Below are 25110 nucleotides of genomic sequence, written 5' to 3' on the forward strand. Positions count from 1 at the left end.
GGACGCGGCATGAATTTTAAACGAATTCAATGGATCTTCGTGATTGCCTTTGCGATCTTTGATATCGTCTTAGCCAGCTATTTTTTAATCGGCACTCACTTTACGGCGATGGTCAAGCAGCAGGGTCAACAGCAGCTGATCTTAAAGGAAATGCATAATGACGAGATCAGTTTTGCTGAACTTTCCACCAAACAGCCAATGGGATATTATATTTCCGCCAACCGGGCCAACAGTCAGCTGACCAATGCTGCTGCCAAGCTTGACGATCAGACGGTGCGCTTGAGCAATGGAACCTTAATCAGTGAACTAAACACGCCGATTAAAGTCAGCGTGCTGAATCCAGAACGGCAGCTGAACGACTACATCAAAAATTCGCGTCACGTTTTATACGGGTCGCACTATGTCTACAACAAGGCCTTGTCCAGTTCCAGCACGATCGTCTATACCCAGATGATGGAAGGCCGGCCGGTGTTTGGCGGTGAAGGGCAGCTGCGCTTTAAGGTCAGCAGGAATCATAAAGTCTATGCCTATACGCAGACTTATCTGAACAACATTCAAGTCTTAAGACCGCGCTCAGTCACGATCAGTCAGCAGGAAGCCGTGACCTGGCTGTATAAGCATAACTATATTCCCAACAACTCAAAGATTCGCTGGGCAAAACTTGGCTATACGAAAACCTTGCTGACTAAGGATCAAACAGTCTATGTGCCAACCTGGTACGTTGAGATCAAGACCAAGAACTCTGATGACGTCCAACGCCTCAGGGTCAATGCATTCAACAGTACGCTGATGCGCAATACGCCAGAAGAAATTGATACGACGCAGCTGAATCAATAACCAAAAGAAGGAAAAACAGCAGTGACAAATTCGGATGACAAGCTTTACTACAGTATTTTAGCCAGTGGCAGCTCAGGCAATGCCACCTATCTAGAGACCGCTCATCATCGAATTCTGATTGACGCGGGGCTTAGCGGCAAACGTTTAGAAGAGCGCATGGAGGCGATTGGCCGCTCGCTTAAGGACGTTGAAGCGCTGTTTGTAACCCATGAGCACAGCGATCACGTTCAAGGCGTCGGCGTTTTGGCTCGGCGCTATGGCATGGACGTTTATGCCAATGCTAAAACCTGGCAGGCAATGGCTAAAAAAGTGGGCCAGATCCCGCTGGCTCAAAAAAACATTATTGAGCCCGGCAAGGTGAAGGACTTTGGTGATTTGGAAGTCGAAAGCTTTGCCGTTTCGCATGATGCTGCCTGTCCTCAGTTTTACCAGATGCACCACGATAATCAGACCTTCTGTATTTTAACGGATACGGGCTATGTCTCGCAGCGCGTGGCTAAAACGATTGAAAATGCGGATGCCTATTTGATGGAGTGCAACCATGACACTGAAATGCTTAGAATGGGACCATACTCCTGGCCGCTCAAGCAGCGGATCCTAAGCGATGAGGGGCATCTTTCCAATGAGGAGAGTGCCCAGGCACTTTTGGACGTAATCGGCACCAACACGAAACAGGTCTTTTTGGGGCATCGCAGTCAGCACAACAATATTCGCTCGCTGGCTCATCTAACGGTTGCCACGATTTTAGAGCAGCATGATCTGGGTGTGGATCAGGATTTTGACTTAAAGGATGCCGAACCCGATCAGCCAAGCAAGCTGCTGGCTTTGTAAATATTTCAACTAATATTCATACTTTTTTGTTATACTGAAAAAAAACAAAGGAAGTATTAGATTATGGCAGGCAAGCAGTTAATCGTCAAAGTTGCAGGGGTAGGACTTTTAGCGGGCTTGATTGGTGGCGGTGTTTCGTATGGCGTGGGTAATGCGATTGTCACTCATCAGCAAAACGCAGCTACCAAAGTGCCATCTGGATCAAACAAGTCTGGGGGCACTAAGATCAATAAAAATGAAGATACCAAGAGCAACCAGTCAACCGAGGCCTATAATGCGGTCAAGGGGGCCGTGGTCAGCGTCATCAACAAGCAGGCCAGCTCTTCTGACGACAATGATATTCTGTCGATATTTGGTGCAGACTCTGATTCATCCAGCTCCAATTCCAGTTCGCTGCAGACGGCCAGTGAAGGTTCAGGGGTAATCTATAAGAAGTCAGGCAACGCCGCCTATATCGTTACCAACAATCACGTGGTTTCTGGGGCCAGCGCGCTGCAGGTGATCATGAGCAACGGCAAGAAGGTCCAGGCTGAACTGGTTGGTACGGACTCAACGACTGATCTGGCCGTTTTAAAGATCAGTGCCGCTAACGTAACGACGGTTGCCAAGTTCGGCAATTCCAACTCGATCAAGGCTGGTCAAGACGTCTTGGCAATTGGTTCGCCAATGGGCAGCGAATATGCCAACACGGTTACGAAAGGGATCATTTCGGCGCCAAAACGGACGATCAGTGCCAGCTCAAGCAACTCAGGCACCAATACCACGGTCATTCAAACCGACGCGGCGATCAATGCCGGTAATTCAGGTGGTCCGCTGGTCAACATGGCTGGGCAGGTCATCGGTATCAACTCAATGAAGCTGGCCAGCGACAGTCAAGGAACCAGCGTTGAAGGGATGGGCTTCTCGATTCCAAGCAATGAGGTCGTGCGGGTCATCAATCAATTGGTAGCCAATGGCAAGATTACGCGGCCATCGCTTGGCATTGAGATGATCGATCTGAGCAATGTGGATGGTCAAGACCAGCAAGACATCCTGAAGCTGCCAAAGAGCATTACCAAAGGGGTCGTAGTTATGAAGGCTCAGAGCGGCTCGGCAGCTGATCAGGCGGGAATTCAAAAGTATGACGTAATTACCAAGATCAACAATAAAAAAGTTAATGATGGCGGTGATCTGAAGACTCAGCTCTACAAGTACAAGGTTGGCGACACGATTAAGCTGACGCTGTATCGGCAAGGCAAACAGCAGACGGTATCGGTTAAGCTGACTCAGTCTGCCAGCGCCGACAGCAGCAGCTCATCAAACAACCAGTAGCTTAAAAACGTGTTCTTAATGATTAATTGATTGTTAAGATCACGTTTTTTATTTGACGAATTATCCACAATTTCTGTGGATAAATGTTCCAAAAACGGTGGATAACTTTAAATTAGCTGGCTTTGCCGCCACGTTTCGTGTAAAAGACTGCGATTTAAAAAATAAGAATCAAATTCCTTAATATCAGTACTTTTAGTTATCCACAAGTAAAGATTGCAGAATTGTGGAAAACCCTTTATCATATTTATTGATGATTGATAAACACAGTTATATCAATGGGTTTGACCGTTGAATACAAACGGCTGTTTTGGTTTTGAACTGTGGATAACTAGTCGTGGTCAGTTGGGAGAAGAATTGGTATAATTACCGAACAATTGATTAGAAGGAGTTTTAAATGAACATTAAGATAATTGGGGTTGGCAAATTAAAGGAAAAATACTTTAAGGCCGGAATTGCTGAATATGCCAAGCGCTTGGGGAGATACTGCAAGTTTGAGATCGTGGAGGTCCCGGATGAAAAAGCACCCGAATCACTAAGCCAAGCCGAGATGGATGAGGTTATGGCTAAGGAAGGCGAACGTATCCTAAGCAAGATTAAGGATCGCGAGTACGTTTTTGCCCTGGCAATCAACGGCAAGGAACGCAGCTCGGAAGAATTTGCCCAGACGCTTAATCAGTTGGCAACTTACGGTCACAGCGACATTACGTTTGTGATTGGCGGATCTTTGGGGCTGAGTCCGGCTGTCTTAAAACGGGCCAATGAGCAGATCTCGTTTGGACGCTTTACGCTGCCTCACCAATTGATGCGGCTGGTTTTGACTGAACAGATCTACCGGGCCTTTACGATTATCAATGGTCTTCCCTATCATAAATAAAGGTGCGCTGAATTATGAAATATTCTCATCGTTTAAGTGATGCCGTGCATATTCTGACCTATCTGGAGATCTATCACGGGCAAAAAATCAGCAGTCAGGATCTGGCCGCCAGCGCGGATGCCAATCCCAGCCTGATTCGCAGTCTAATTGCCAAAATGGTCAAGGCCGGCATTCTCAAGCCAAAGTCAGACGCGCCGGCACCACAGCTGAGTCGCCCGGCCGCTGAGATCACGCTGCTGGATGTGTATTACGCAGTTGAAGAAAATCACCATCTGCTGCATGTCGATGAACAGACTAATCAGCAGTGTCCAGTCAGTAAAAACATTCAGCCGGTACTAGGCAAGGCCTATGATCAGATCCAGGCAGCTGCAGAAGCCATGATGAAGCAGATTACGCTGCAGGATGTCGTTGACGAGGTGGCTGATCGAATCAAATAAAAAAGACGCTCAATTGTTGAGCGTCTTTTTTATCAAGAGCGGAAACGCGTTTTCTAGGCGATGATCTGTCTTGATATGATTTATATGATTTGGTAATGGTTGAGCAGTCAGATTAATGCGGCACCTTAAACATGAACCAGTCATGCAGCAGATAATGATGCCCGGCCGTCAGATCATACTGAACCATGCGGTAGTCGTCAAACAGCCGCATCTGCTTTAGAGAAAGCGTCGTCTGCAGGCCGTCTTGATCAACGTATTCAACGGCCGTGCTGTGCGGACGGTTGCTGTGGCTGTGAACGTTGGTATCCAGCGTAATGGCCGGCAGCTTTTCATGAACCTGTGTCAAGAGCGCGTAGTATGGTGAAACCTTGAGATCCATCTGCGCCATTGCCATTGGGATAAACTCGTTTGGACTGACGATCTTGGCTTTGTCAACGCAGCTGTGATTGATTTTTTGAGCAGCTGGATTGCTGTAGATAAAGTAGTCGGTTTCGTGCATCACCAGCCCATGCTCAGCCATCGAAACGCCATTATAGATACCGGGCAGATGGTCGCCATACCAGACAACGGTGGTCGGCTGGCTGCTTTGGTCTAACCGGCTGATGAATTTTTTCAGTGCCTCGTCAGTATAGTGGATGCCCTGCGTGTAGGTCTCGATCTGCTGCTGAGCCTGAGGAGTTCGGTAGGCCGTTCCGCTGACCTTGTAGTTGTTGTGATGATAAAAATTGTCGTATGGCATATGGTTTTGCATGGTGGCCAATTGGATGAACTGGTTGCCATGATGATTCCTAAGATTTAACAATACCTGCTGATAGGCCGACCAGTCATCAATGCGGGGACTGTTGTCGATCTTATGCGTATAGGAAAGTCGGCTGCCGCCATCAAGATGATAGAAACGGTTGAAACCAAATTTGCGATAGACTTTTACCCGGCTGTATAGATTGGCGGTAAACGGATGAATTCCATCACTGTAAGAAAACAGCTGATTAATGGATACGGCGCGTTTTTGGTAGGGAACCAGTTGGGAATATGGCGTTGGCATGGTTGGCGAAAAGTTGACGATTGAAAGTCCGGTCAAGGCTTGATATTCCATATTAGCCGTCCCGCCACCATAACCAGTGCTGAGCATCAAGCCGCTGGTCGTGCGATGCTTGAGCTGGTCCAGATAAGGCAGTGGGTTGCCGCTGACTTTTAGATCCGGCACGCGACGCGGATCAGCAAAACTCTCGCTTAAGATAAAGACGAGGCGCTGATTGCCAACGCTGGCGTGAGTTCGCTGCCGGTTGATGATTTTAGCCTGCTGTTGATATTTTTGACCGATTTTTTCCATGCGGTCTTTTGAATATCCCTTGGGTTTGTCCATTACGCGAACGTCAACGTTATTGGCAAACTGTAGGAGCGTACCGTTAACCTTGGCACCACGCAGCTGCGCGTAAAAATAAGGCGTGTCGTCGACTTTCTCAGCCCAGCGATAGGTTGGTGAATTGGTGTGATTGATAAAGGCAAAACCGCTTAGATAAAGGATGGCAGCCGTGCCAATCAAATAGCGCCACTGAATCTTAAGACGGTATTTTCGACCATGGCGAATCTCGATTGCTACGGCAAAGCCAAGCAGAACGATGACGACACCCCCTGCGGCCAGCAGAATCGTTGGCTCGACCATGCCCAGCATTTCCTTAGGTGCGGTTAGCGTAGCCAGGTCAGTTGGCAGAATCGGCTCAGCCCGTGCTTGAATCTTAAGCAGCGATGCAGTCAGCCAGCCACCATAGATAATGATCGTTAAAGCACTGCTGAGCCACCAGCGATTGGTCAAGGCCATTAAAATTCCGGCCAGGGCCATCATGATCATTACATTGGCCCAGACGATGGCATTATGATCTGTGATGATCCACTGCAGCATGTTGAGCTGCCAGTTCCAAAGGTAGCCAAACGACCAGATCGTCATTCCCCAGATAACGGCGGCGGTCAATAGAAACGGCCAGCATTTGGCAAAGGTTTTCTTTAAAACGTCCCAGCCAGCACCTAAATCAAACTTAAGCTGCCAGTCAAAGCGGGTCGTCCACTGACTGAGCAAAACGGCAAGGCTCCAGCTGACGGCCCAACCTGCTGCAATGGCAATGAGCAGGTGCCAGCGCGGCTGATATTTTAAGAACGGCACGAATAGTTTGGGGATGGCCAGCAAATTAAGCATCAAACCGCCCAAAATGGCATAAAAGCTGCTTAACGATCGTGATGACAGCAGCTTGACCAGCGTGATGATGACCAGGATTGCCATTGCCAGGTAGGTGTTTTGAAAGGCGTTGATGGCGACCTGATAGTGAGTGGTCAAAAGCAGACCATCATGCGGATTATAGCTCAGCTGATTGATATTGAACCAGGCAGCCAGACACATTGCCAAAAAGACCAGCAAATCGCCAATCATCAGCCAGCCGGTCTTCAATGACTGCAGCAGTGCCTGATCGCTGCCCAGCCAATCGCCCATGGCAAAAAGGTAGCCGAACCATAAAAAGCTGCTGCCGCCTGCCAGTCCTAAGACCCCCACGGCATGGTTGAGATTGAGCAGCCAAATCGCCAGCGTCAAGATAATTAAAGTGCGCCGGCGCTGTTTGATCGTGAATTGATGCAGCCGCTTTTTCAGTCGGGGAGCGAAAAGCAGCAGCACCAAATAGGCTAACCAGGTCACAAAGATGTTTTGGACGACATAGCGCTCAGCAGAAGGGACGCTTTCCAAAACGGCCGGCTGCGTAAGATGATTGGCCAAGCCAAATAAGATCAGGCCGGTTCCCGCTGATAGAATCACGGCGGTTTGCCGATGCGGAATCTTGATGTCAAAAGCTCCCAGCATCATTGGCAGAATCAACACGCTCAAAGCGGCCGCGTTTTTAATCAGCCATAAAAACAAAAAAGACTGGCCAGCAGCATGAGAGAGCATTTGGCGTGCGGTAGTGCTGACTGCGGTTGTTATGAGCAAAAGGACCGTCAGCCAAAGTATGCTGAACCAGTTGATAGTTAATTTTTTTAACTTCAATTTTAATCTTCCTAACGTTTTCAAGTATTCCCATATAATATCGAAACGGATTAGGCAGTAAAAATCAATCGACAAAGCCCCAATATGTGTCTTACTAGAGTATTTAAAACGTTTAATGTTTCTACATAACAGATGAAATGGTGGTTAGGTATTATTGGATGGTGATTAGGGAGCCTGCTGAAGGATGGCTTTGTGAAGAAAAGCAGCTTTTGACTGGCTAGAGGGCTGAAATTACCTACGATGCCTTGTTTTTTTGCCAATGATCGCCAAAATATAAAAAGTCCTGCAAAACTTCATGAGTCTTGCAGGACTTTGCTTAATCTTTTAATAGTTCTTTGGCAGCTTTAATCTGGGCTTCGACTTGAGCAAAGCCGGTTCCGCCTGCTGAATTCCGTCGTTCAACGGCTACTTTTGGCTGCAGCACGTGATAAACGTCTTCAGTGATCAAAGGACTGATCTTTTGATATTCCGCCAGGCTGATATCGCTAAGGTTCTTACCGGTCTTCAATCCCTTTAAGACCAGCTCGCCAACGATTTCGTGAGCCTGTCTAAATGGAATACCTTTGCTGGCCAGATAGTCCGCCAGCTCAGTAGCATTTGAAAAATCATTGTGGACGGCATGTTCCATCTTATCTTGATTGACCTTCAACGTTTCAACCATGCCAGCCATGATCTTGAGACTGGGGATGATGGTTTTGACGGCATCAAAAACGCCTTCCTTATCCTCTTGCATGTCCTTATTGTATGCGAGCGGCAGGCCCTTCATGGTGGTCAAAAGTCCCATCAAGTCGCCATAGACCCGGCCAGTCTTGCCCCGAATCAGTTCGGCCGTATCAGGATTTTTCTTTTGCGGCATGATCGAGCTGCCCGTGGAATAGGCATCGGAAAGCTCAATATAACCGAATTCATAGCTGCACCAGTAGATCAATTCCTCGCACATCCGCGACAGGTGCATCATCAAAATGCTGGCGCTGCTGAGAAATTCCAAGACAAAGTCACGATCAGATACCGCGTCCAGCGAGTTGTGATAAATATCTGAGAAACCAAGGTACTTCGCACTCAATTGACGGTCGATTGGAAAGGTCGTTCCCGCCAAAGCCGCCGCGCCCAACGGAGAGACATCGGTATGCTGCATGTTGAATTTGAATCGTTCAGCGTCACGCTGCAGCATCTGGAAATATGCCATCAGATAATGACCATATGAGATCGGTTGGGCATGCTGCATGTGAGTATAGCCCGGCATGATGGTTTCAACATTGTCACTGGCCTTGTCAACCAGGACCTGCTGCAGCTGCTTGATGGCCGCAATTACTTGAGGCAGCCGCTCTTTGACGTACAGATGCAGATCGGTGGCAACCTGGTCGTTTCGACTCCGCCCAGTGTGCAGCTTGCCGGCTACCGGACCGATTTCTGCCGTCAGGAGTGCCTCAATGTTCATATGAATGTCTTCATTTTCAATATTGAAAGACAGTTTGCCTTGCTTCAGCTTTTCAGCAAGCGTCTCCAGTCCTTTAATGATGGCATCGGCGTCGGCAGCGTCAAGGATCTTGGTTGCCTTAAGCATCTTGACGTGGGCCAATGATCCTTGAATGTCTTCTTGGGCCATCTCTTGGTCAAAGGTGATTGAAGCCCCGAATTTATTTACCAAATCGGAGCCGGACTCTTCAAACCGTCCACCCCACATCCGCTTAATCGGCACTGATGGTTTCCCCCTTTACGCTAGGTTCAGATTGGTTCTTGGCAGCATTGGCCTGCACTTGAGCATAGACCTTGTCAGGCAGTTCCCAAAGCTTGATGAAGCCACCAGCAGCTTCCTGATCAAATTCATCGGCAGAGGTGTAGGTAGCCAGATTCTTGTCGTATAAGGAATTAGGTGACTTCCGACCTTCACAGACAACGTTGCCTTTAAACAACTTGACCCGAACCGTGCCGTTGACGTCTTTTTGCGTTTCTTTAATGAATGCTTGAATGGCTTTCATTAATGGCGAGTACCACAGACCATTGTAGATCAGGTTGGCCATCTTCAGTTCAACGACTGGCTTGAAGTGAGCTGCTTCACGTTCCAGAGTCAGGTCTTCCAGATCTTTGTGCGCCTTCAAAAGAACCGTAGCTGCGGGACATTCGTAGATTTCACGCGACTTGATACCGACCAGCCGATTTTCAACGTGATCGATCCGGCCAATTCCGTGCTTGCCGGCAATCTTGTCGAGCTTCATGATCAGTTCGGCCAGTGGCATGGCTTCACCGTTAAGGGCAATCGGCTTGCCGTGTGCGAATTGAATCTCCATGATTTCTGGCGTGTCCGGCGTTTTTTCAATTGGGTTGGTCCGGTCATAAGCATCTTCAGGAGCGCTGGCCCATGGATCTTCAAGAATCCCACATTCATTGGCACGGCCCCACAGGTTTTCGTCAATCGAGTAGGGGCTTTCCATGGTGATTGGAACGGGAATGCCATTCTTCTTGGCGTAGTCGATTTCTTCTTCCCGTGACCAGTGCCAGTCACGAATCGGGTCCTCAATCTTCATGTCGGGAGCCAGTGCATGGATGCCAGCTTCAAAACGAACCTGATCATTGCCTTTCCCAGTGCAGCCATGGGCGATGGCGGTAGCACCGTATTCCTTGGCAACGGCAACGAGCTTTTGAACAATCAGAGGTCGGGAAAGAGCAGAAACCAGGGGATATTCTTGTTCGTACATGGCATTGCTTTGCAGAGCGGGCAGGACAAAGTTTTCCGCAAAGTCTTCTTTGGCATCGATAACGACGGATGCATAGGCGCCGACTTGGCTTCCTTTGGCCTTGATGGCTTCCAGGTCCTTGCCTTCACCAACGTCAATACAGCATGCAATTACGTCGTAGCCTTTGTTCTTAAGCCAGGCAATAGCGACTGAGGTATCCAGGCCGCCAGAATAAGCTAAAACGATTTTTTCCTTTTCTTGTTTCATAAGTTCTTCCTCCGATATTTCTGTTTCTGATTGCTCTTAATTTATAATTGATTTATAAATTGTCATTAAATATACAGAAAAACGAATAAAAAGTCAACAATCCTTTATATTTTTTAGTTTTATGCAAAAGATAAACACGAGTAATCAAAGGCTGCATAATTGCGTCAAACGTTTGCAGCATGGTATTTCACGTCCTTGGGAACTAAAGTGAGAAAATGGTTAAAAATTTTTATCCATTTTTCTATGCACCAAGCAGGCCGTCATCAGCCAGCTTGCTTGGCTATTGATTCAATGTTTTTGAAAGCGATCTCAAAACGAAGCATATAAAAGGAAGAGAACCTTTTTGATTTGATAAAAATATTTCACAAATGTGGTATTTTACACTTGTGTTATAACACGGATGTGATATAATAAAAAACGTAAAGGAAGTGAGCATGGTGCGAATCGACATCAAGCATTATTTGGACGTGAATCACTTGACGATCTATCAAGTGTCCAAACGATCCGGCTACGGCTACACGACCTTGCACAAATCGTTCAACAAGGAGCAGACCAGTGCCACGCCGCTGAATCTGCGCGACTTGGATGCTTTGGCTCGAGCACGGCACCGCAAGATGTGGGAAGTGCTAAAAGAGCTGGAAGAGCATTACCTAGAGCGATAATCGCATAGTGTAGCAGTAGGAGGTCGAGTGTAACAGCATTAGGCCTTTTATTGACCACTGATTTAGCGAAGTACAATTGAATATTAACAATAGGGGGAATAGCTTATGGCACAAATTCCAGTAGATCCATTCGATGACATGAATGACATTTTTAACCAGATGATGGGCGGCTTGAACGGTTTTAATACCGAAAATCGCCGCTATCTGATCAATGGACGTGAAGTGACCCCAGAAGAGTACGCTCAGTATCGAAGAACCGGCAAGCTGCCGCAAGCAGATGTCAAGCAGCCAACTGCGAAGGCACCTAAAAAAGGCGGCATGCTGGCCAAGCTGGGGCGCAATCTAACCGAAGAAGCCAAGGCTGGCAAATTGGATCCAGTGATTGGCCGTAACAAAGAAATTCAAGAAACTGCAGAAATCCTCAGCCGCCGGATCAAGAACAATCCAGTCTTGGTCGGTGATGCCGGGGTTGGTAAGACGGCGGTTGTTGAAGGATTGGCCCAGGCCATCGTCAACGGCGACGTGCCAGCCGCAATTAAAAACAAGCAGATCATCAGTATCGACATTTCCAGTCTGGAAGCCGGGACGCAATACCGGGGCAGCTTTGAGGAAAACATGCAAAAGCTGGTCGATGAAGTCAAAAAAGCCGGCAACGTGATCCTGTTCTTTGATGAGATTCATCAGATCATTGGTGCCGGCAGCTCTGGCGATGGCAATGGCTCAAAAGGGATGTCTGACATTTTGAAGCCTGCCCTTTCCAGAGGCGAGATTACGATTATCGGGGCTACGACGCAGGATGAATACCGCAACACGATCATGAAGGATGCAGCCTTGTCGCGGCGGTTCAATCCAGTGGTCGTCAACGCGCCAAGCAAGGAAGACACGTTTAAGATCCTGCAGGGAATTCGGGGCCTGTATGAAAAGCACCATAACGTAACCTTGCCTGACAACGTCTTAAAAGCTGCTATTGACTACTCGGTTCAATATATTCCACAGCGCAGTCTGCCGGACAAGGCTATTGACCTGGTCGACATGACGGCCGCGCACCTGGCAGCCAAGCACCCAGTCAAGGATGCCAAGGAGATTGAAGCTGAGATCAAGCGGATTGAACAAGAACAGACCGCAGCCGCTGAAAAAGAAGACTATCAAAAGGCTCAAGAATGCAAAGACAAAATTGCCGAACTGAAAAAAGAACTGGCTGATCACTCGGCTTCCGAGAAAGTTACGGCAACGCCTAGTGATGTCGCTGACTCGGTAGAACGGCTGACTGGCATTCCGGTTTCTAAGATGGGCGCCAGCGATATTGAACGACTTAAAGGCCTGGCTGGGCGCCTCAAGAGCAAGGTCATCGGTCAAGATGAAGCCGTTGATGCCGTTGCCCGCGCAATTCGGCGGAACCGGGCCGGCTTTGATGAAGGCAATCGTCCGATCGGCAGCTTCCTGTTCGTTGGGCCAACGGGGGTCGGTAAGACTGAACTGGCTAAGCAGCTGGCTTTGGATATGTTTGGCAATAAAGACGATATTATTCGGCTGGACATGTCTGAATATGCTGACCGGACAGCCGTCTCCAAGCTGATTGGGACTACGGCTGGCTACGTTGGCTACGATGACAACAGCAACACGCTGACGGAAAAGGTTCGTCGTCATCCTTACTCAATCGTGCTGCTTGACGAAATTGAAAAGGCTGATCCACAAGTCATTACGCTGCTTTTGCAGGTGCTGGATGATGGTCGGCTGACGGATGGACAAGGCAATACGGTCGACTTTAAGAACACGATCATTATTGCCACCTCCAATGCCGGCTACTCCAGCGATGCTATGATCAAGGCAGCCGACAATAAGGAAGAAAGCCTGACCAAGCGGCTGGAGCCATATTTCCGTCCTGAATTTCTCAACCGGTTCAACGCCATTGTCGAATTCCACCATCTGACTAAAGAAGATCTTAAGCAAATCGTTGACCTGATGCTTAAAGACGTCAACAAGACCCTGGCTAAGAAGGGCATGGACGTTGCAGTCAGCGAGGAAGCCAAGAACTTCTTGATCGACCAAGGCTATGATGAGGCAATGGGGGCTCGTCCATTACGGCGGGTCGTTGAACAGCAGATTCGCGACCAGGTTACCGACTACTATCTGGATCATCTGGACGTTAAGCACCTGCGCGCCGACATGCAGGATGGCAAGCTGGTTATCAGTGAAAACAAAGACTATCAGACACCAAAAGCTGAATAAGCAAATCAAAAAGAGCTGGCCAAAAAGCCAGCTCTTTTTTATCGGCGTTGATTCAAGTAGATGGCCAAAACGACGATCAGCGCCAAGACGATAATCGCCAGTCGCGGATTGGTCTTGAACAGTTCATGAAACAGATGATACTGGCCGATTCCCAATGGCATTGAGTCAAACATGGTTGTTCATTCCTTTTTAAACCTTTCAGCAATAACTGCCAGATTTAACTATATTTCGAAAAATTATAGCGCAATTAAGTTGTTGGTTCGAATCAAAAGGTGCGTTAGAATAAAAAAGCAAGCGAAAGGAAGGTAGAACAATGCTTTTAACGACGTGGCAGATTATCAAGTTGATTATTTGGGGAATCATCTTAATCAATGAAATTGCCGCGCTTTATACGGTGTTTCGTGAAAAGCGCGATATTGCCGCGACCTGGGCATGGCTGCTGGTCTTAACCCTAATCCCGGTGCTGGGCTTTATCCTATATGCATTTTTGGGACGCAAGCTGCCGCAGGACAAGATGGAGCGGATCCAATCGCAAACGGAACTGGAACTGAGCGCGGCCTTAGAAGAACAGAAAAAGCAGTTTTTGGATATGCCGCGGCCTAAAAAACAGACCATGCGTATGTATCGGCGGACGATCATGCTGTTTCAAAGCATCGACAACGCATTTTTGACCCGGCATAATCAGGTTGATATCTATACGGATGGGCAAAGGCTGTTTCAAAAGATGTTTGATGATTTATCCAATGCACAAAAAAGCATCCATATTGAGTTTTACACGATCTATAACGACCAGATCGGCAATCAGCTGCGTACGCTGTTGGAACAGAAGGCAGCAGAAGGCGTTGAGGTCCGGGTTTTATATGACTCGTGGGGATCGATGGGCGTTAAGCGCAGTTTTTATGATGCTTTAAGACAAAATGGCGGTTTGGCGGAACCTTTCTTGATGACGCACAGCAACTTGTTTGATTTTCGGCTGAACTATCGTGATCACCGAAAAATCGTCACTATTGACGGCAAAATCGGCTACGTGGGCGGCTTTAATGTAGGTGACCAGTACTTGGGAAGACTGCCTAAGTTTGGCTATTGGCGCGATACGCATCTGCGTGTGATTGGCGGCGGCGTCTACTCATTGCAGCAGCGATTTATTCGTGACTGGAATGCCTCCCAACGCCACGTCCAGGACAAGATCATCCACTATCGGCCATATTTTCCGCCGATTACGGTTAAACAGGGCAACACCGCTTTGCAGATCGTTTCCAATGGTCCTGAATCGCCGTTGGAAAAAATCAAGCTTGGCTATCTGCGGCTAATCAACGCGGCCCAGGATCATATCTGGATTCAAACGCCTTATCTGATTCCTGACGACAGTGTCTTGGATGCTTTGCGGATTGCCATTCATTCTGGTGTCGACGTTCGCATCATGATTCCATGCAAGCCGGACCATCCCTTTGTCTACCGGGCCACGCAGTACTATGCTCATCAATTGGCTAACGAAGGGGCAACGATCTATTTTTATCAAAATGGCTTCTTGCATGCCAAAACCATGGTCGTAGATGGCAAGATGGCTTCAGTTGGATCGGCCAACCTCGATTTTCGCAGTTTCAAGCTTAACTTTGAAATCAATGCCTTTATGTATGACCATCACATCACGGATCAACTAGAACAGATCTTTGTTAATGATATTCGTAACTGTAAGGTAATGACGCCGGAAATGTTCGCGGCTCAACCAGTATGGCTGCGCTTTAAGCAAACGTTATCGCGCCTGTTTTCACCGATTCTGTAATGCTGGATGGGCGGTACAATAAAAAACACGATGACCAGGGATTGGCCATCGTGTTTTTTATTTCAACGGGTTAGGACGTCAGCTGGACTGACACATCAAAAAAGTTATCATTGAGGCGATTAAAAACCACCAAGTATGGAGTAGAGAGATTTGAATTTGAGATAAAAGATGACTTTATTGGGATGGAAGTCCTAACCTTGACTTAGTTATTGCTCACTAAGTAACAATTACATTAAACCACTTTTATCTGACAAAGACAACCAAGAAATCAAAATTTGCGATTTTTATTTTAAAACGGCTTGAAATGTTGATATCAAAAGGATTCTTAACACGAGGTATTATTGATCATAAAATCACAATCTTTGTTGATTATAATTAAAAATAGAATTGACAGTCGCGGTCTTTAACGGCGGGGGTGCATGATAAAATTAAGTCAATCAATCAAAACGGAGGAGCGATTTAATGAGCAGCTTAAAGTTTATTTTGGGGACAGCCGCGGATGATCATCAGGCTGGGCTGCTGGCTGAAATGAAACAGCAGCTGGCCGCTGATCCTAAAGGCGAGTTCTTCTACCTGGTTCCCAACCATATTAAGTTTGCAACCGAAATCGAAGTACTGAATCGGCTGAAAAATACCGCTGACCAGGATCCGGATCAGCCATATGCTCAGATGAAGGTGCAGGTACTGTCGTTCAGTCGGTTGGCGTGGTATCTGCTGCGCGACACGCCGGCTTTTCAGGCACCACGGCTTTCGCCAACGGGGCTGACGATGCTGACGGCCCAGATCGTCAACCAGCATCAAAATGAAATGCAGATGTTTGCCGGCGAAATCAAGCGGCCAGGTTTTATCAAGGAACTGACACAGCAGCTGACTGAACTGCAGACGGCTCGGATCGCACCGACTGACTATGCGGCCATTATGGAACGTGCACAGACCTGGGCCAAAGACAATCGTCAGATCTTAGATGATGTCTGGCAGGCTAAGCTTAAAGTCATTTTTCTGGTGTATGGCGAATTCGTGAAGGCTCTGGGCGACTATCAAGATATCAGTCAGATTGACGCGCTTTTGGTGAAGTATCTGCAGCAAAAGGATCTGTCGCACGCCTATTTTTATCTGGACCGGTTTTCGCAGTTTACGGCTCGTGAGCTGCAGATCGTACAAGCGCTGATCAAAAATGCCCAGGCGACCACGATCGCGCTGGTTTTGGATCGCCCATACCAAAATCAGCTGCCAGATGAGCATAATCTGTTTTATGAATCAGGGCGTCAGTACTATCGCTTGGCAAAATTCGCCAAGCAAACGCCGGGCGTCAAGCAGCTGGCAGACGTGATGGCCGACCAGCCGCGCGTTACTGCGGATCTGCAGGTGCTGGATCGGGTCTTGGCGGCTCAGGCTCAGATGCTGAATGAGCTGCCGAGCGCGCCGCTTCAAGATTCCCAAAGCATTCAGTTCTTTACGGCCCCCAATCGCGTGGCGGAGCTGAATCTGATCGCAGCCAAGATTCGTCAGCTGGTTAGCACGGGTAAATACCGCTATCGGGACTTCTTGATTTTGACGCGCCATCTGGACGGTTATGCCACGATGCTTGAATCGGTTTTTAAAGCGCATGAGGTGCCGATTTTTAATGACCTTGAGCGCTTGATGAACAATCATCCCTTGGTAAATCTGATTGAGGCGCTGTTTAAGGTCTATCAGCGTCATTTTGCAACCAGTGACGTGATGCACCTTTTGAAGACAGGATTGCTGATTCCGCAACAAATGCATGATGATCTGGGCCGGCTGGTTACCCGAAAATATTTCCAAAAGGCCGTCTATCAAACGGAAAACTGGTGTCTCCAATATGGCCGCACGGGTGATGATTGGCTGAGCAGTCAGCGGTGGCATTTTGATCCCAACGTAGATGCTGAAGAGCTGCGGCACCATCCGGATATGCAGAAACGAGATCAGTATGCCTCGGCACCATTAAACGTCGTCAAGGATTACGTCAGCGGACTGCAAAAATTTTTCAGCCAGCTTGATCAGGCAGAAAACGGCGCGGCGGCAGCCAAGGCACTGTACGGCTTTTTGGTCAATGCCGGCGTTGTCAAGCGGCTGGAGGAATGGTCGATTGCCGACAGCCGGTCTGATCTGGCAAGGGCGCAGGAACCTCAGCAGGTCTGGCAGGTCTTTTGTAATCTGCTGGATGAGTACGTGCAGATCTTGGGTCAGCAGCAGCCATTTTTAATTGATGAGTTTGCCGATTTATTGATGGCTGGTTTTGAGGCCGCGCAATACTCGCAGATTCCATCAACTTTGGATCAAGTCGTGATTTCGGAAACCGGGATCGTGCAAACCACTACGCGCAAGGTCGTCTTTATGATGGGCGCAACCAGCGACGTCATGCCGGAAGCCAAGTCAGCTACGGGACTGCTTAGCGATCCGGACCGTGAGCTGCTCAATGCCTGTCTGGATGACGAACAGTTTCTGCCAGCCAGCGGTGTTGAAAAAATGAGCAACGAGCCGTTTTTAAACTACCTGGGCTTTATGAGCGGCCGCCAGCGTTTGATCATTTCGGCACCGCAGATCGGCAATGATGAAAAACCGCTTAGTATGTCGCCTTATATGATTGATCTGGCGATGGCGTTTGATCGCTGGGATGCCGACAAGAAACGTCTCAAGGATGATCTGCCGTTTATGGCTCAGCCACAGGATACCGCGACCGCAGCCTGGCCGTTTGTCAGTGCGCCATTTGCCGTATTGGGTACGCTGATGCAGGTTAAGCGGCAGGCATTGGATGATCATCAGCCATTGGGCGCGGCCTGGAACTTTTTAAGCGAACTGATGGCGCGAAAGGTCAAGCGCTACGACTGGACGGCGCAAAGTCTTGACTATACCAATGAAACGACGCCGCTGCCGGCTGATCTGGCAGAACGGCTGTATGGTCAATGGGATCCAGAAGCACTGGATGCACGAACGCAGGCACTGCAGAATGGTGAACGGCCAGGAAAAATAGCACCCGCACTGCAGCATGACACGCTGTATGCCTCAATTTCTCAATTGCAGGACTATTATCGCAACCCATATGAATACTTTCTTAAATATGGCCTGCGCATTCAAAAACGAGAAGAGCTGGAAATCTCGGCCGATAAATCCGGGACGTTTTTCCATGACAGTCTGGATCGCTTCATGCGGCTGCTTAGTGAGCAAGGCTTAGCACTCCGTCAATTGACCGATGATCAGCTGCAGCGTCTCACCCATCAAGCAATGGCCTGGGCTTTTGATCAGCAGCCGCAGTTGATTCAATTAACGCAGAACTATCAGCGATTGGCCTTTCGCAAGCGGCAGCTGGAACGTCTGGTCGAAACGATGACGAAGGTTTTGCGTGATCAGTCTAAGCTGACGCGCGCCAAAAACGTGGTAACGGAACAGAAATTCGGCGTGATGGACTTGAGCGATCAAGGGCAGCAGAGCTTTGCGCCATTGATCTATCCGCTTGATCATGGTCACAAGGTCTATCTGCGTGGCCGGATCGATCGGATTGATTCCGTTGAGCTGAATCAGGAGCCTTATTTAATGGTGGTTGACTATAAATCCGGCAATCAGCAGTTTAATCTGGTCGAGGCCTACGACGGCTTGGCACTGCAGATGCTGTCATATCTAAACAGCCTCAGCCACCAGCTCAAGCTGAAGCAGCAGTCGGCCAAGATTGCCGGGGCTTTGTACCTGCACCTGCAGAATCCTGTCTTTAAATGGGAGGATCTCAGCGGCAGTCTGGCATCTGAAGAATTAAAGAGTCATCGCTATCGAGGGGTCCTGCTGAACGATCGGCAATTGCTGAATGATCTGGATCAGGGCTTTGACAATTTCAAACCGCAGATTCTGAGCCTGCGTGCCTTTAAGAACGGCAATATCAAGGCCAACAGCGGCATGGCACTGGTTGATGAGTCACAACTGGCCGCTCTTTTGCAGCGTAATCAGGAACGCATCGTCAACGCGGCGACGCAGATTTTTGCGGGGGACACGTCTTTGCGGCCATATCGGCTTGATAAGCGCGACGGCCTGCAATACAGCGACTATCAAGACATCTACCGCTTCGACCCAATGCTGGATCAAAAGAACTATCGCGACGTTTTGCTAACTGAGCGCGACGTGCAGGAAAAGCTGAAACAAGAATCACGGGGGGAAAAACATGAGTGATACCAGGTTTACGCCACAGCAGCAGCGAGCCATTGATGCCAGAACCCATGATATTTTGGTGTCGGCATCAGCTGGCGCGGGGAAGACAACGGTATTGGTTGACCGCGTTATCAAAATGCTGAAAGAGGATCCGAATCTCAATATCGATCAGCTGCTGATGGTTACTTTTACCAACGAAGCCGCCGATAACATGCGCGAGCGGATTCGGCGCCGTTTGGAAAAAGAGGCCAACAACCGTCATCTGCGCGATCAGATCAACCGGCTGGCGATTGCCCACATCAGTACGATTCATGCCTTTTGCCAACAGCTGATCAAGCGCTACTACTACTTGATTGATCTGGACCCACAGTTTCGCCTGCTGACTGATGAAACCGAGACGACGCTGCTGCAAGATCAAGTCTGGGATGATCTTAGAGAAGAACTGTATGCCAGAGACGCGCTGATTGAAGATCCCAGCCAGCGACCATTTGAGCGGCTGGTGATGAATTTCGTCAACGACCGCAGTGATGACGCATTGAGCGATATCGTGATGGAACTGGATCGAGTTGCCAATGCGCAGGCCGACCCGCATGCCTGGCTTTGGCAGCTGCCTAAATTATATGAGCTGAATGATGAAGAGCTGACCAAATCAAACTTTTACCAAAAACAGCTGCTGCCGGTTCTGCAGCGTGAACTAAAGCAGATCCATGCTGATTTTGTCACGCTGACTCATCAGGCTCAGGCAGCAGACTTGACGACGACTTCGCAGATGCTGGCTGACGATGCCGAACGGGTAGAGCAGCTGCTGAAACTGACCGAAACCGGTACTTGGGACGCAATCAGCGCTCAACTGACCAAAAAAATGTTTCCAACGATCAAAGGCCGGCCCAAAAAAGATGAAACGGCTGCATTGGCGGCATACGATGCAATCAAGGATTCACGCAACGAGCTGCGCGAACAGATTCAAAGCCTGCATGATCACTACTTTATGGATGCCAAGCTGCTGATCAAGCTGTCGGCAGGGGCCAAGAAAGTCGTTGATGAGTTGGTTCAGGTAGCCTGGCAGTATCGCCAAAACTATCAGCAGATCAAGCTGCAGCGGCACCTGCTTGATTTTTCCGACTTGGAGCACTATGCCTACCAGATTCTGACGGTTGATACGAATGCCGGTAAGCAGACTTTAAAGAATCTGCAGCGGCACTATCGCGAAATTATGATTGATGAGTATCAAGACACCAATCCGCTGCAGGAAAAGATCCTCCAGCAGCTCCATGATCCAAGCGTCAACCGGCTGTTTATGGTTGGCGACGTCAAGCAGTCGATCTATCGGTTCCGGCAGGCCGACCCGACGATGTTTCTGCATAAATATGAAACGTTTGTCAGCGAAGATCAGCTGCAGCCGGATTCACCAGGCGAGCTGATCAATCTGGCTGAAAACTTCCGCTCCATGCCTAACGTGACCGATTTTACCAACCTGCTGTTCAGTCAGCTGATGGATCATCAAGTTGGTGAGATGGACTATGATGAGGCTGCTCATTTGAAATTTGCCGCGCAATGGTATCCTAAAGAGCAGGTCAAGCCAGTTGAGGTGATGCTCTATGATGCCAATGCTGAGGACAACGACGCCAATGCCAGTCATGAAGCTGATCGTCAGTCAGGCGAGCTGCGGATGGTCGGCATGCGGATTCGTCAAATGCTGGACAATCATGAACAGATTTTTGATCCCGACGCTCCCGACGGTCATCGTGACATCAAACCAGGCGATATCGTGCTTTTGGAACGGGCCAAGTCAATCAACAACACGCTGGTCAACGAGTTTGCCTCATTGAATATTCCATTGACCGTTCATGGCGTGGAAAACTACTTTAAGTCGACCGAGGTACGGACGATCGTTTCATTGTTGAAGATTATCGACAATCCATACCAAGACATTCCACTGGTTGCCGTTCTGCGCTCGCCAATCGTTGGGCTTACAGAACCGGAAATGGCCTATCTGCGCATCAATGACCGGCATGATCAGTATTTCCAGGCATTGGAGCGTTTCGTGACGACCTACCATGACTTAAAGCTGCCTGATGATCATCCATATGGTATTGACCTGGCCGTGCTGCATCAAAAGACGGCCCGCTTTTTGGACCAGCTGCATGAGTTTCATAACATTGCCCAGCGACGTTCATTGGTTGAATTGATTTGGACGATCTATCAAGAAACTGGCTATCTGGACTATGTGGCCGGCATGCCAGGGGGACAGCAGCGGCAGGCCAATCTGCATGCCTTGTATGAACGAGCGCATGGCTATGAAGAAAGCAGCTTTAAAGGACTTTATCAATTCATTCGGTTTGTCGAACGCATGCAAAAACGCAATCAGGATCTTGGCGAGGCTCCCACGCAGCTTGCCAGCGATACCGTGAACGTCATGACGATCCATGGTGCCAAGGGGCTGGAATTTCCCGTGGTCTTTTTGATCGACACGGCGCATGGCTTTAAGGATGAAAACGGCAAGGCGATTATTGATGCCAACGCGGGTTTGGGAATCAAGTATCTTGGCCGGGCCGCGGATCAGGCACCTGATGCATTGCCGCAGATTCTCTATGACCTGCCGCAGCGCAACCTGATTATTGAAGCCCAAAGAGCCAGCAGCCGAGCAGAGGATCTGCGGGTCTTGTACGTTGCCTTGACACGAGCTCAGCAGCGTTTGATCATTACAGGCTCAGTCAATGAAAACAAAGAAGGCACTGGCCGCTCAGGATTGAAGCAGGCCGCCAAGACTTGGCAAAAAGCCCTGCAGAGCAGTACTGCCGTCATTGGTTCCCAGGCTCGGCTCAATGCCCATTCGTTTTTGGATTGGATCGGCATGGGAATGGTGCGGGCAGCTGATTTTGACCTGGCTGATCTGGGGATGGAAGCCAACGATGATGAAGCCGCCTGGCAGACCAGCGCAGGTGATTTTTTTGCCCAGCGCTATAACCAGACGCAGGTTCAAAAACAGCTTGATGATCTGGCGGCGCAACGTGGCGAACAGGCTAAGGAGACGACCGCGCCGGCAACCCAGCTGACGCCTAACCAGCAGCAGGCCTTTAAGCAGGTCGTGGAAATGGAATATCCGCATCCTGAAGCAGTGTTGACGACGGCCTATCAAGCGGTCAGCGACATCAAGCAGCTGTTTGCCGTCCAGGACCCTGATGATCGTGAAATGGGCCGACTGACGTTTGATCAGCAGCAGGTCAAGACAAGCGGTTGGTATCACAGCGATGATTTTGCCCAGCCTAAGTTTATGACGACTCAAAAACATCAGCCCTCGGCAACTGAAATCGGAACGGCAACGCACCTGGTCTTTCAAAAACTTGATCTGAGCAGTGGTCAGGTAGATGCCAAACTGGTTAGCCAAACGATCGCTCAACTAAGAATGGATCAGCTGCTAAGCACCGATGAACTGGCTGATGCCATTGATATTGACGGCATCGTGGCCTTTTATCAAACTGAGCTTGGTCGGCGGGTTTTGGCGCACGCGGCCAGTCTGCGGCGTGAGGCTCCTTTTTCCATGCTGATCAATGCCGCCCAGCTCTTTAAGAATCTGGCAGATGAAAAAGAGGATGCTCCCGTATTGATTCACGGGATTATTGATGGCTATTTTGTCGGTGATGATGGCTTGGAACTATTTGACTATAAGACCGATCATGTTGATCAATCAACGGCAGCGCTTAAGGAACGTTCTGAGCAGCGTATCGTTGATCGTTACAGCGGGCAGCTGAACTTGTACGCCGGCGCACTGCAGAATGTCGAACGGCAAAAGGTTGCGCACCGGTGGCTGTATTTGGTGGCTACGCGTGAATTAAAAGAGATCTAAAAAATGGGGCTCGGCAGCTGTCGAGTCCCATTTTGGCTATTTTTCAATGATGCTTTCCTGCAGCAGACCGTCAAAAAAGTGCTGCAGCGAGATCTGACCGCCATTGTTTTGAACGCCTTTAAGCTTGAGTACTTCATTATGGACGTTTTTGTAGCCGAAAAGGTTGTTGGCATGTTCCATTAAGATCTCGTTTTCCGGATAGTCCAAAAACATATTGGCAAGATTGTTGAGGCCGACTTTTAAAGCCCGGCGAATTCTTTGAAAGACGATTTTTTTGGTGTGGGCGTCAAAATGCAGCACGCTGGCAAAATCAATGTCGCTGAAGCCCAGTTTTTGATCCACCATTAATGAAATAATGCGAATGATGTCTTGGCAACCGGTTTCTGCCGTGATGCCCAAAAAGCGCAGAATCGATTTGATGCGGTCAACCTGCTGCCGCTGCTGAGACTGTGGCAGATGATAGGGGGCACTGCTGCCAACCAGCTCAAAGATGCGGTTGAGCTTGTCGGTCATCAGCGTATAGCCGGCAATGAGTCGAATAATATGCTTGGTTTCGGCCAGGTTGATTGGCTTTTCTAAGAAGAAGTCAATGCCAGCCTGGTAGGCAGCCGTCCGCGTCTTAGCATCGCTTACCGAAGACATCATGATAAAATGCGGCTGACTGTTGGCGGCTTTAAGCTTTTCAATCAGCTGAATTCCTGACATTACTGGCATGCCATAGTCGACCAGCATGATGTCGACGCGCAGCCTTAAAAGGTCATCATAGGCCTGCTGAGGATTATCGGCGACCCCAACGATTGAATTGTTAAAGTCGTTTTCAATCAAATCGCTAAGCAGATCAATGGTATCTGGATCATCGTCAGCAATGTAAAAATTCATAAAAATACCTCCTAAAGCATAAACGTTCTCAAATTGAAGTTTTTGGAAACTTTTTGATGCTTCTTGAATTTTAACATTTTTATTTAACCAGCAACATCCCTTTTTGAGCGGTGATGTTTTATGCACCGATTTAATGCATATTTATAAGATAGCGTTTACATTCCTTGATATATCAAGATTAAGATAACCTAAAAAATAAATTTTTCTTTTGAAGTATTTTGAATCAATGTGAAGATTACTGAAAACGGTTTCTATGATAGAGACTGTAATTAAGAAGGAGGAACTTAAAAATGTCATTTAACTTACGTAACCGCAGTTTCTTAACCCTGGCTGACTTTAACACCCGTGAAATGGAATACATGCTGAACCTGGCCGAAGATTTGAAGAAGGCTAAGTACACGGGCAATGAAGGCAAGCGTCTGGAAGGCAAGAACATTGCTCTGATTTTTGAAAAGAGTTCTACTCGTACTCGTTGTTCATTTGAAGTTGGTGCCAAAGACGAAGGTGCTCACGTAACTTACCTTGGTCCATCTGGTTCTCACATTGGCCACAAGGAATCCGTTAAGGACACGGCTCGCGTATTGGGTGGGATGTTCGATGGTATTGAATACCGTGGCTTCTCCCAACGCAACGTTGAAATTCTGGCTAAGTACTCTGGTGTGCCAGTTTGGAACGGTCTGACTGATGAAGACCACCCAACCCAAGTTCTGGCCGACTTTCTGACTGCTAAGGAAGTTCTGAAGAAGAACTACCAAGACATCAAGTTTGCCTTTGTTGGTGACGGTCAAGACAACGTATCCAACGCTCTGATGCTGGGTGCCGCTGTTATGGGTATGGAATACCACGTTGTAACGCCTAAGGAACTTGAACCAACTAAGGAAACGCTGGACAAGGCTAACGAAATTGCCAAGGAAACTGGTGCCAAGATCGTCGTAACCAACGACATCAAGGAAGGTGTCAAGGGCATGGACGTTATCTACGCTGACGTTTGGGTATCCATGGGTGAATCCGACGACATGTGGGAAAAGCGGATCAAGCTGCTGAAGCCTTACCAAGTAACGATGGACGTTATGAAGGCTACTGAAAACCCTAACGTTATCTTCGAACACTGTCTGCCTGCATTCCACAACCTGGACACTGAAGTTGGTCGTGAAATCGAAAAGAAGTTTGGCCTTAAGGAAATGGAAGTTACTGACGAAGTCTTTGAAAGCAAGCACTCCGTTGTCTTCCGCGAAGCTGAAAACCGGATGCACACCATCAAAGCCGTTATGGTTGCCACTCTTGGTGAATAATTA

Annotated in this window: 16 protein-coding genes; 11 read left to right on the forward strand and 5 right to left on the reverse strand. The window is 48.5% G+C overall.

Translation table 11 applies throughout. From position 1 onward, the window contains the following. Window positions 1–9 precede the first annotated feature (9 nt). The 5 genes from H0G69_RS00100 to H0G69_RS00120 all read left to right on the forward strand — a co-directional run bounded on the left by H0G69_RS00100 (window position 10) and on the right by H0G69_RS00120 (window position 4290). Complete coding sequence (locus H0G69_RS00100; protein ID WP_180304870.1) at window positions 10–837, forward strand: two-component system regulatory protein YycI; 828 nt, start codon at window positions 10–12, stop codon at window positions 835–837. A 21-nt stretch (window positions 838–858) separates the two neighbouring features. After that, window positions 859–1668, forward strand: a complete 810-nt coding sequence (locus H0G69_RS00105; RefSeq protein WP_033934564.1) for an MBL fold metallo-hydrolase — start codon at window positions 859–861, stop codon at window positions 1666–1668. Window positions 1669–1731: 63 nt separating this feature from the next. Next, window positions 1732–2979, forward strand: a complete 1248-nt coding sequence (locus H0G69_RS00110) for a S1C family serine protease (protein WP_143112511.1) — start codon at window positions 1732–1734, stop codon at window positions 2977–2979. Window positions 2980–3373: 394 nt separating this feature from the next. Next, window positions 3374–3853, forward strand: a complete 480-nt coding sequence (rlmH, locus tag H0G69_RS00115) for a 23S rRNA (pseudouridine(1915)-N(3))-methyltransferase RlmH (protein WP_056968141.1) — start codon at window positions 3374–3376, stop codon at window positions 3851–3853. A gap of 14 nt (window positions 3854–3867) precedes the next feature. Beyond that, on the forward strand, window positions 3868–4290 hold the full coding sequence (locus tag H0G69_RS00120; RefSeq protein ID WP_180304871.1) for an Rrf2 family transcriptional regulator: 423 nt from the start codon (window positions 3868–3870) through the stop codon (window positions 4288–4290). Window positions 4291–4402: 112 nt separating this feature from the next. On the opposite strand, the gene H0G69_RS00125 is transcribed toward H0G69_RS00120, so the two are convergent. From H0G69_RS00125 to H0G69_RS00135, 3 genes are all read right to left on the reverse strand, one after another. Next, the gene (locus H0G69_RS00125) at window positions 4403–7318 is read right to left on the reverse strand and encodes an LTA synthase family protein (RefSeq protein WP_180304872.1); all 2916 of its coding nucleotides are present in this window, start codon (window positions 7316–7318) and stop codon (window positions 4403–4405) included. A gap of 316 nt (window positions 7319–7634) precedes the next feature. Then, window positions 7635–9017: an argininosuccinate lyase gene (gene argH / locus H0G69_RS00130; RefSeq protein ID WP_180304873.1), complete on the reverse strand. Its 1383-nt coding sequence runs from the start codon at window positions 9015–9017 to the stop codon at window positions 7635–7637. After that, entirely contained in the window at window positions 9007–10260 is a 1254-nt protein-coding gene (locus H0G69_RS00135; protein ID WP_180304874.1) for an argininosuccinate synthase, read from the reverse strand. The genes argH and H0G69_RS00135 overlap by 11 nt, the downstream gene beginning before the upstream one ends. A gap of 437 nt (window positions 10261–10697) precedes the next feature. Here H0G69_RS00135 and H0G69_RS00140 point away from each other — a divergent pair, with 437 nt between their 5' ends. Continuing rightward, entirely contained in the window at window positions 10698–10922 is a 225-nt protein-coding gene (locus H0G69_RS00140; protein WP_180305356.1) for a transcriptional regulator, read from the forward strand. Between the two features lie 105 nt (window positions 10923–11027). After that, entirely contained in the window at window positions 11028–13151 is a 2124-nt protein-coding gene (locus H0G69_RS00145) for an ATP-dependent Clp protease ATP-binding subunit (protein WP_056968135.1), read from the forward strand. Between the two features lie 38 nt (window positions 13152–13189). On the opposite strand, the gene H0G69_RS11030 is transcribed toward H0G69_RS00145, so the two are convergent. Continuing rightward, window positions 13190–13324, reverse strand: a complete 135-nt coding sequence (locus tag H0G69_RS11030) for a hypothetical protein (RefSeq protein WP_275691264.1) — start codon at window positions 13322–13324, stop codon at window positions 13190–13192. A gap of 140 nt (window positions 13325–13464) precedes the next feature. Here H0G69_RS11030 and cls point away from each other — a divergent pair, with 140 nt between their 5' ends. From cls to addA, 3 genes are all read left to right on the forward strand, one after another. Beyond that, window positions 13465–14934, forward strand: coding sequence for a cardiolipin synthase (gene cls, locus H0G69_RS00150; protein WP_180304875.1), 1470 nt, complete (start codon window positions 13465–13467; stop codon window positions 14932–14934). A 462-nt stretch (window positions 14935–15396) separates the two neighbouring features. Further along, window positions 15397–19110, forward strand: a complete 3714-nt coding sequence (locus tag H0G69_RS00155; RefSeq protein ID WP_180304876.1) for a PD-(D/E)XK nuclease family protein — start codon at window positions 15397–15399, stop codon at window positions 19108–19110. Beyond that, window positions 19103–22936 carry a helicase-exonuclease AddAB subunit AddA gene (gene addA, locus H0G69_RS00160; RefSeq protein WP_180304877.1) on the forward strand — a complete coding sequence of 1278 codons (3834 nt, stop codon included), beginning with the start codon at window positions 19103–19105 and terminating at the stop codon, window positions 22934–22936. The genes H0G69_RS00155 and addA overlap by 8 nt, the downstream gene beginning before the upstream one ends. 36 nt (window positions 22937–22972) lie before the next feature. Here addA and H0G69_RS00165 read toward each other — a convergent pair whose 3' ends face one another. Beyond that, entirely contained in the window at window positions 22973–23815 is an 843-nt protein-coding gene (locus H0G69_RS00165; RefSeq protein ID WP_180304878.1) for a DNA-binding domain-containing protein, read from the reverse strand. Window positions 23816–24105: 290 nt separating this feature from the next. Here H0G69_RS00165 and argF point away from each other — a divergent pair, with 290 nt between their 5' ends. Continuing rightward, entirely contained in the window at window positions 24106–25107 is a 1002-nt protein-coding gene (gene argF, locus H0G69_RS00170) for an ornithine carbamoyltransferase (RefSeq protein WP_006500908.1), read from the forward strand. Window positions 25108–25110: the final 3 nt, after the last annotated feature.

Origin of the sequence: Limosilactobacillus mucosae (assembly GCF_013423865.1) — a bacterium.
GTDB lineage: Bacteria > Bacillota > Bacilli > Lactobacillales > Lactobacillaceae > Limosilactobacillus > Limosilactobacillus mucosae.

Excerpts from the sequence above, each read along its gene's own strand:
- H0G69_RS00135 (WP_180304874.1), bottom strand. The coding sequence starts at position 10,260 with ATGAAACAAGAAAAGGAAAAAATCGTTTTAGCTTATTCTGGCGGCCTG.
- addA (WP_180304877.1), top strand. The coding sequence starts at position 19,103 with ATGAGTGATACCAGGTTTACGCCACAGCAGCAGCGAGCCATTGATGCC.
- H0G69_RS00145 (WP_056968135.1), top strand. The coding sequence starts at position 11,028 with ATGGCACAAATTCCAGTAGATCCATTCGATGACATGAATGACATTTTT.
- H0G69_RS00165 (WP_180304878.1), bottom strand. The coding sequence starts at position 23,815 with ATGAATTTTTACATTGCTGACGATGATCCAGATACCATTGATCTGCTT.
- H0G69_RS11030 (WP_275691264.1), bottom strand. The coding sequence starts at position 13,324 with ATGTTTGACTCAATGCCATTGGGAATCGGCCAGTATCATCTGTTTCAT.
- H0G69_RS00120 (WP_180304871.1), top strand. The coding sequence starts at position 3,868 with ATGAAATATTCTCATCGTTTAAGTGATGCCGTGCATATTCTGACCTAT.
- H0G69_RS00100 (WP_180304870.1), top strand. The coding sequence starts at position 10 with ATGAATTTTAAACGAATTCAATGGATCTTCGTGATTGCCTTTGCGATC.
- H0G69_RS00155 (WP_180304876.1), top strand. The coding sequence starts at position 15,397 with ATGAGCAGCTTAAAGTTTATTTTGGGGACAGCCGCGGATGATCATCAG.
- H0G69_RS00110 (WP_143112511.1), top strand. The coding sequence starts at position 1,732 with ATGGCAGGCAAGCAGTTAATCGTCAAAGTTGCAGGGGTAGGACTTTTA.
- argF (WP_006500908.1), top strand. The coding sequence starts at position 24,106 with ATGTCATTTAACTTACGTAACCGCAGTTTCTTAACCCTGGCTGACTTT.
- cls (WP_180304875.1), top strand. The coding sequence starts at position 13,465 with ATGCTTTTAACGACGTGGCAGATTATCAAGTTGATTATTTGGGGAATC.
- rlmH (WP_056968141.1), top strand. The coding sequence starts at position 3,374 with ATGAACATTAAGATAATTGGGGTTGGCAAATTAAAGGAAAAATACTTT.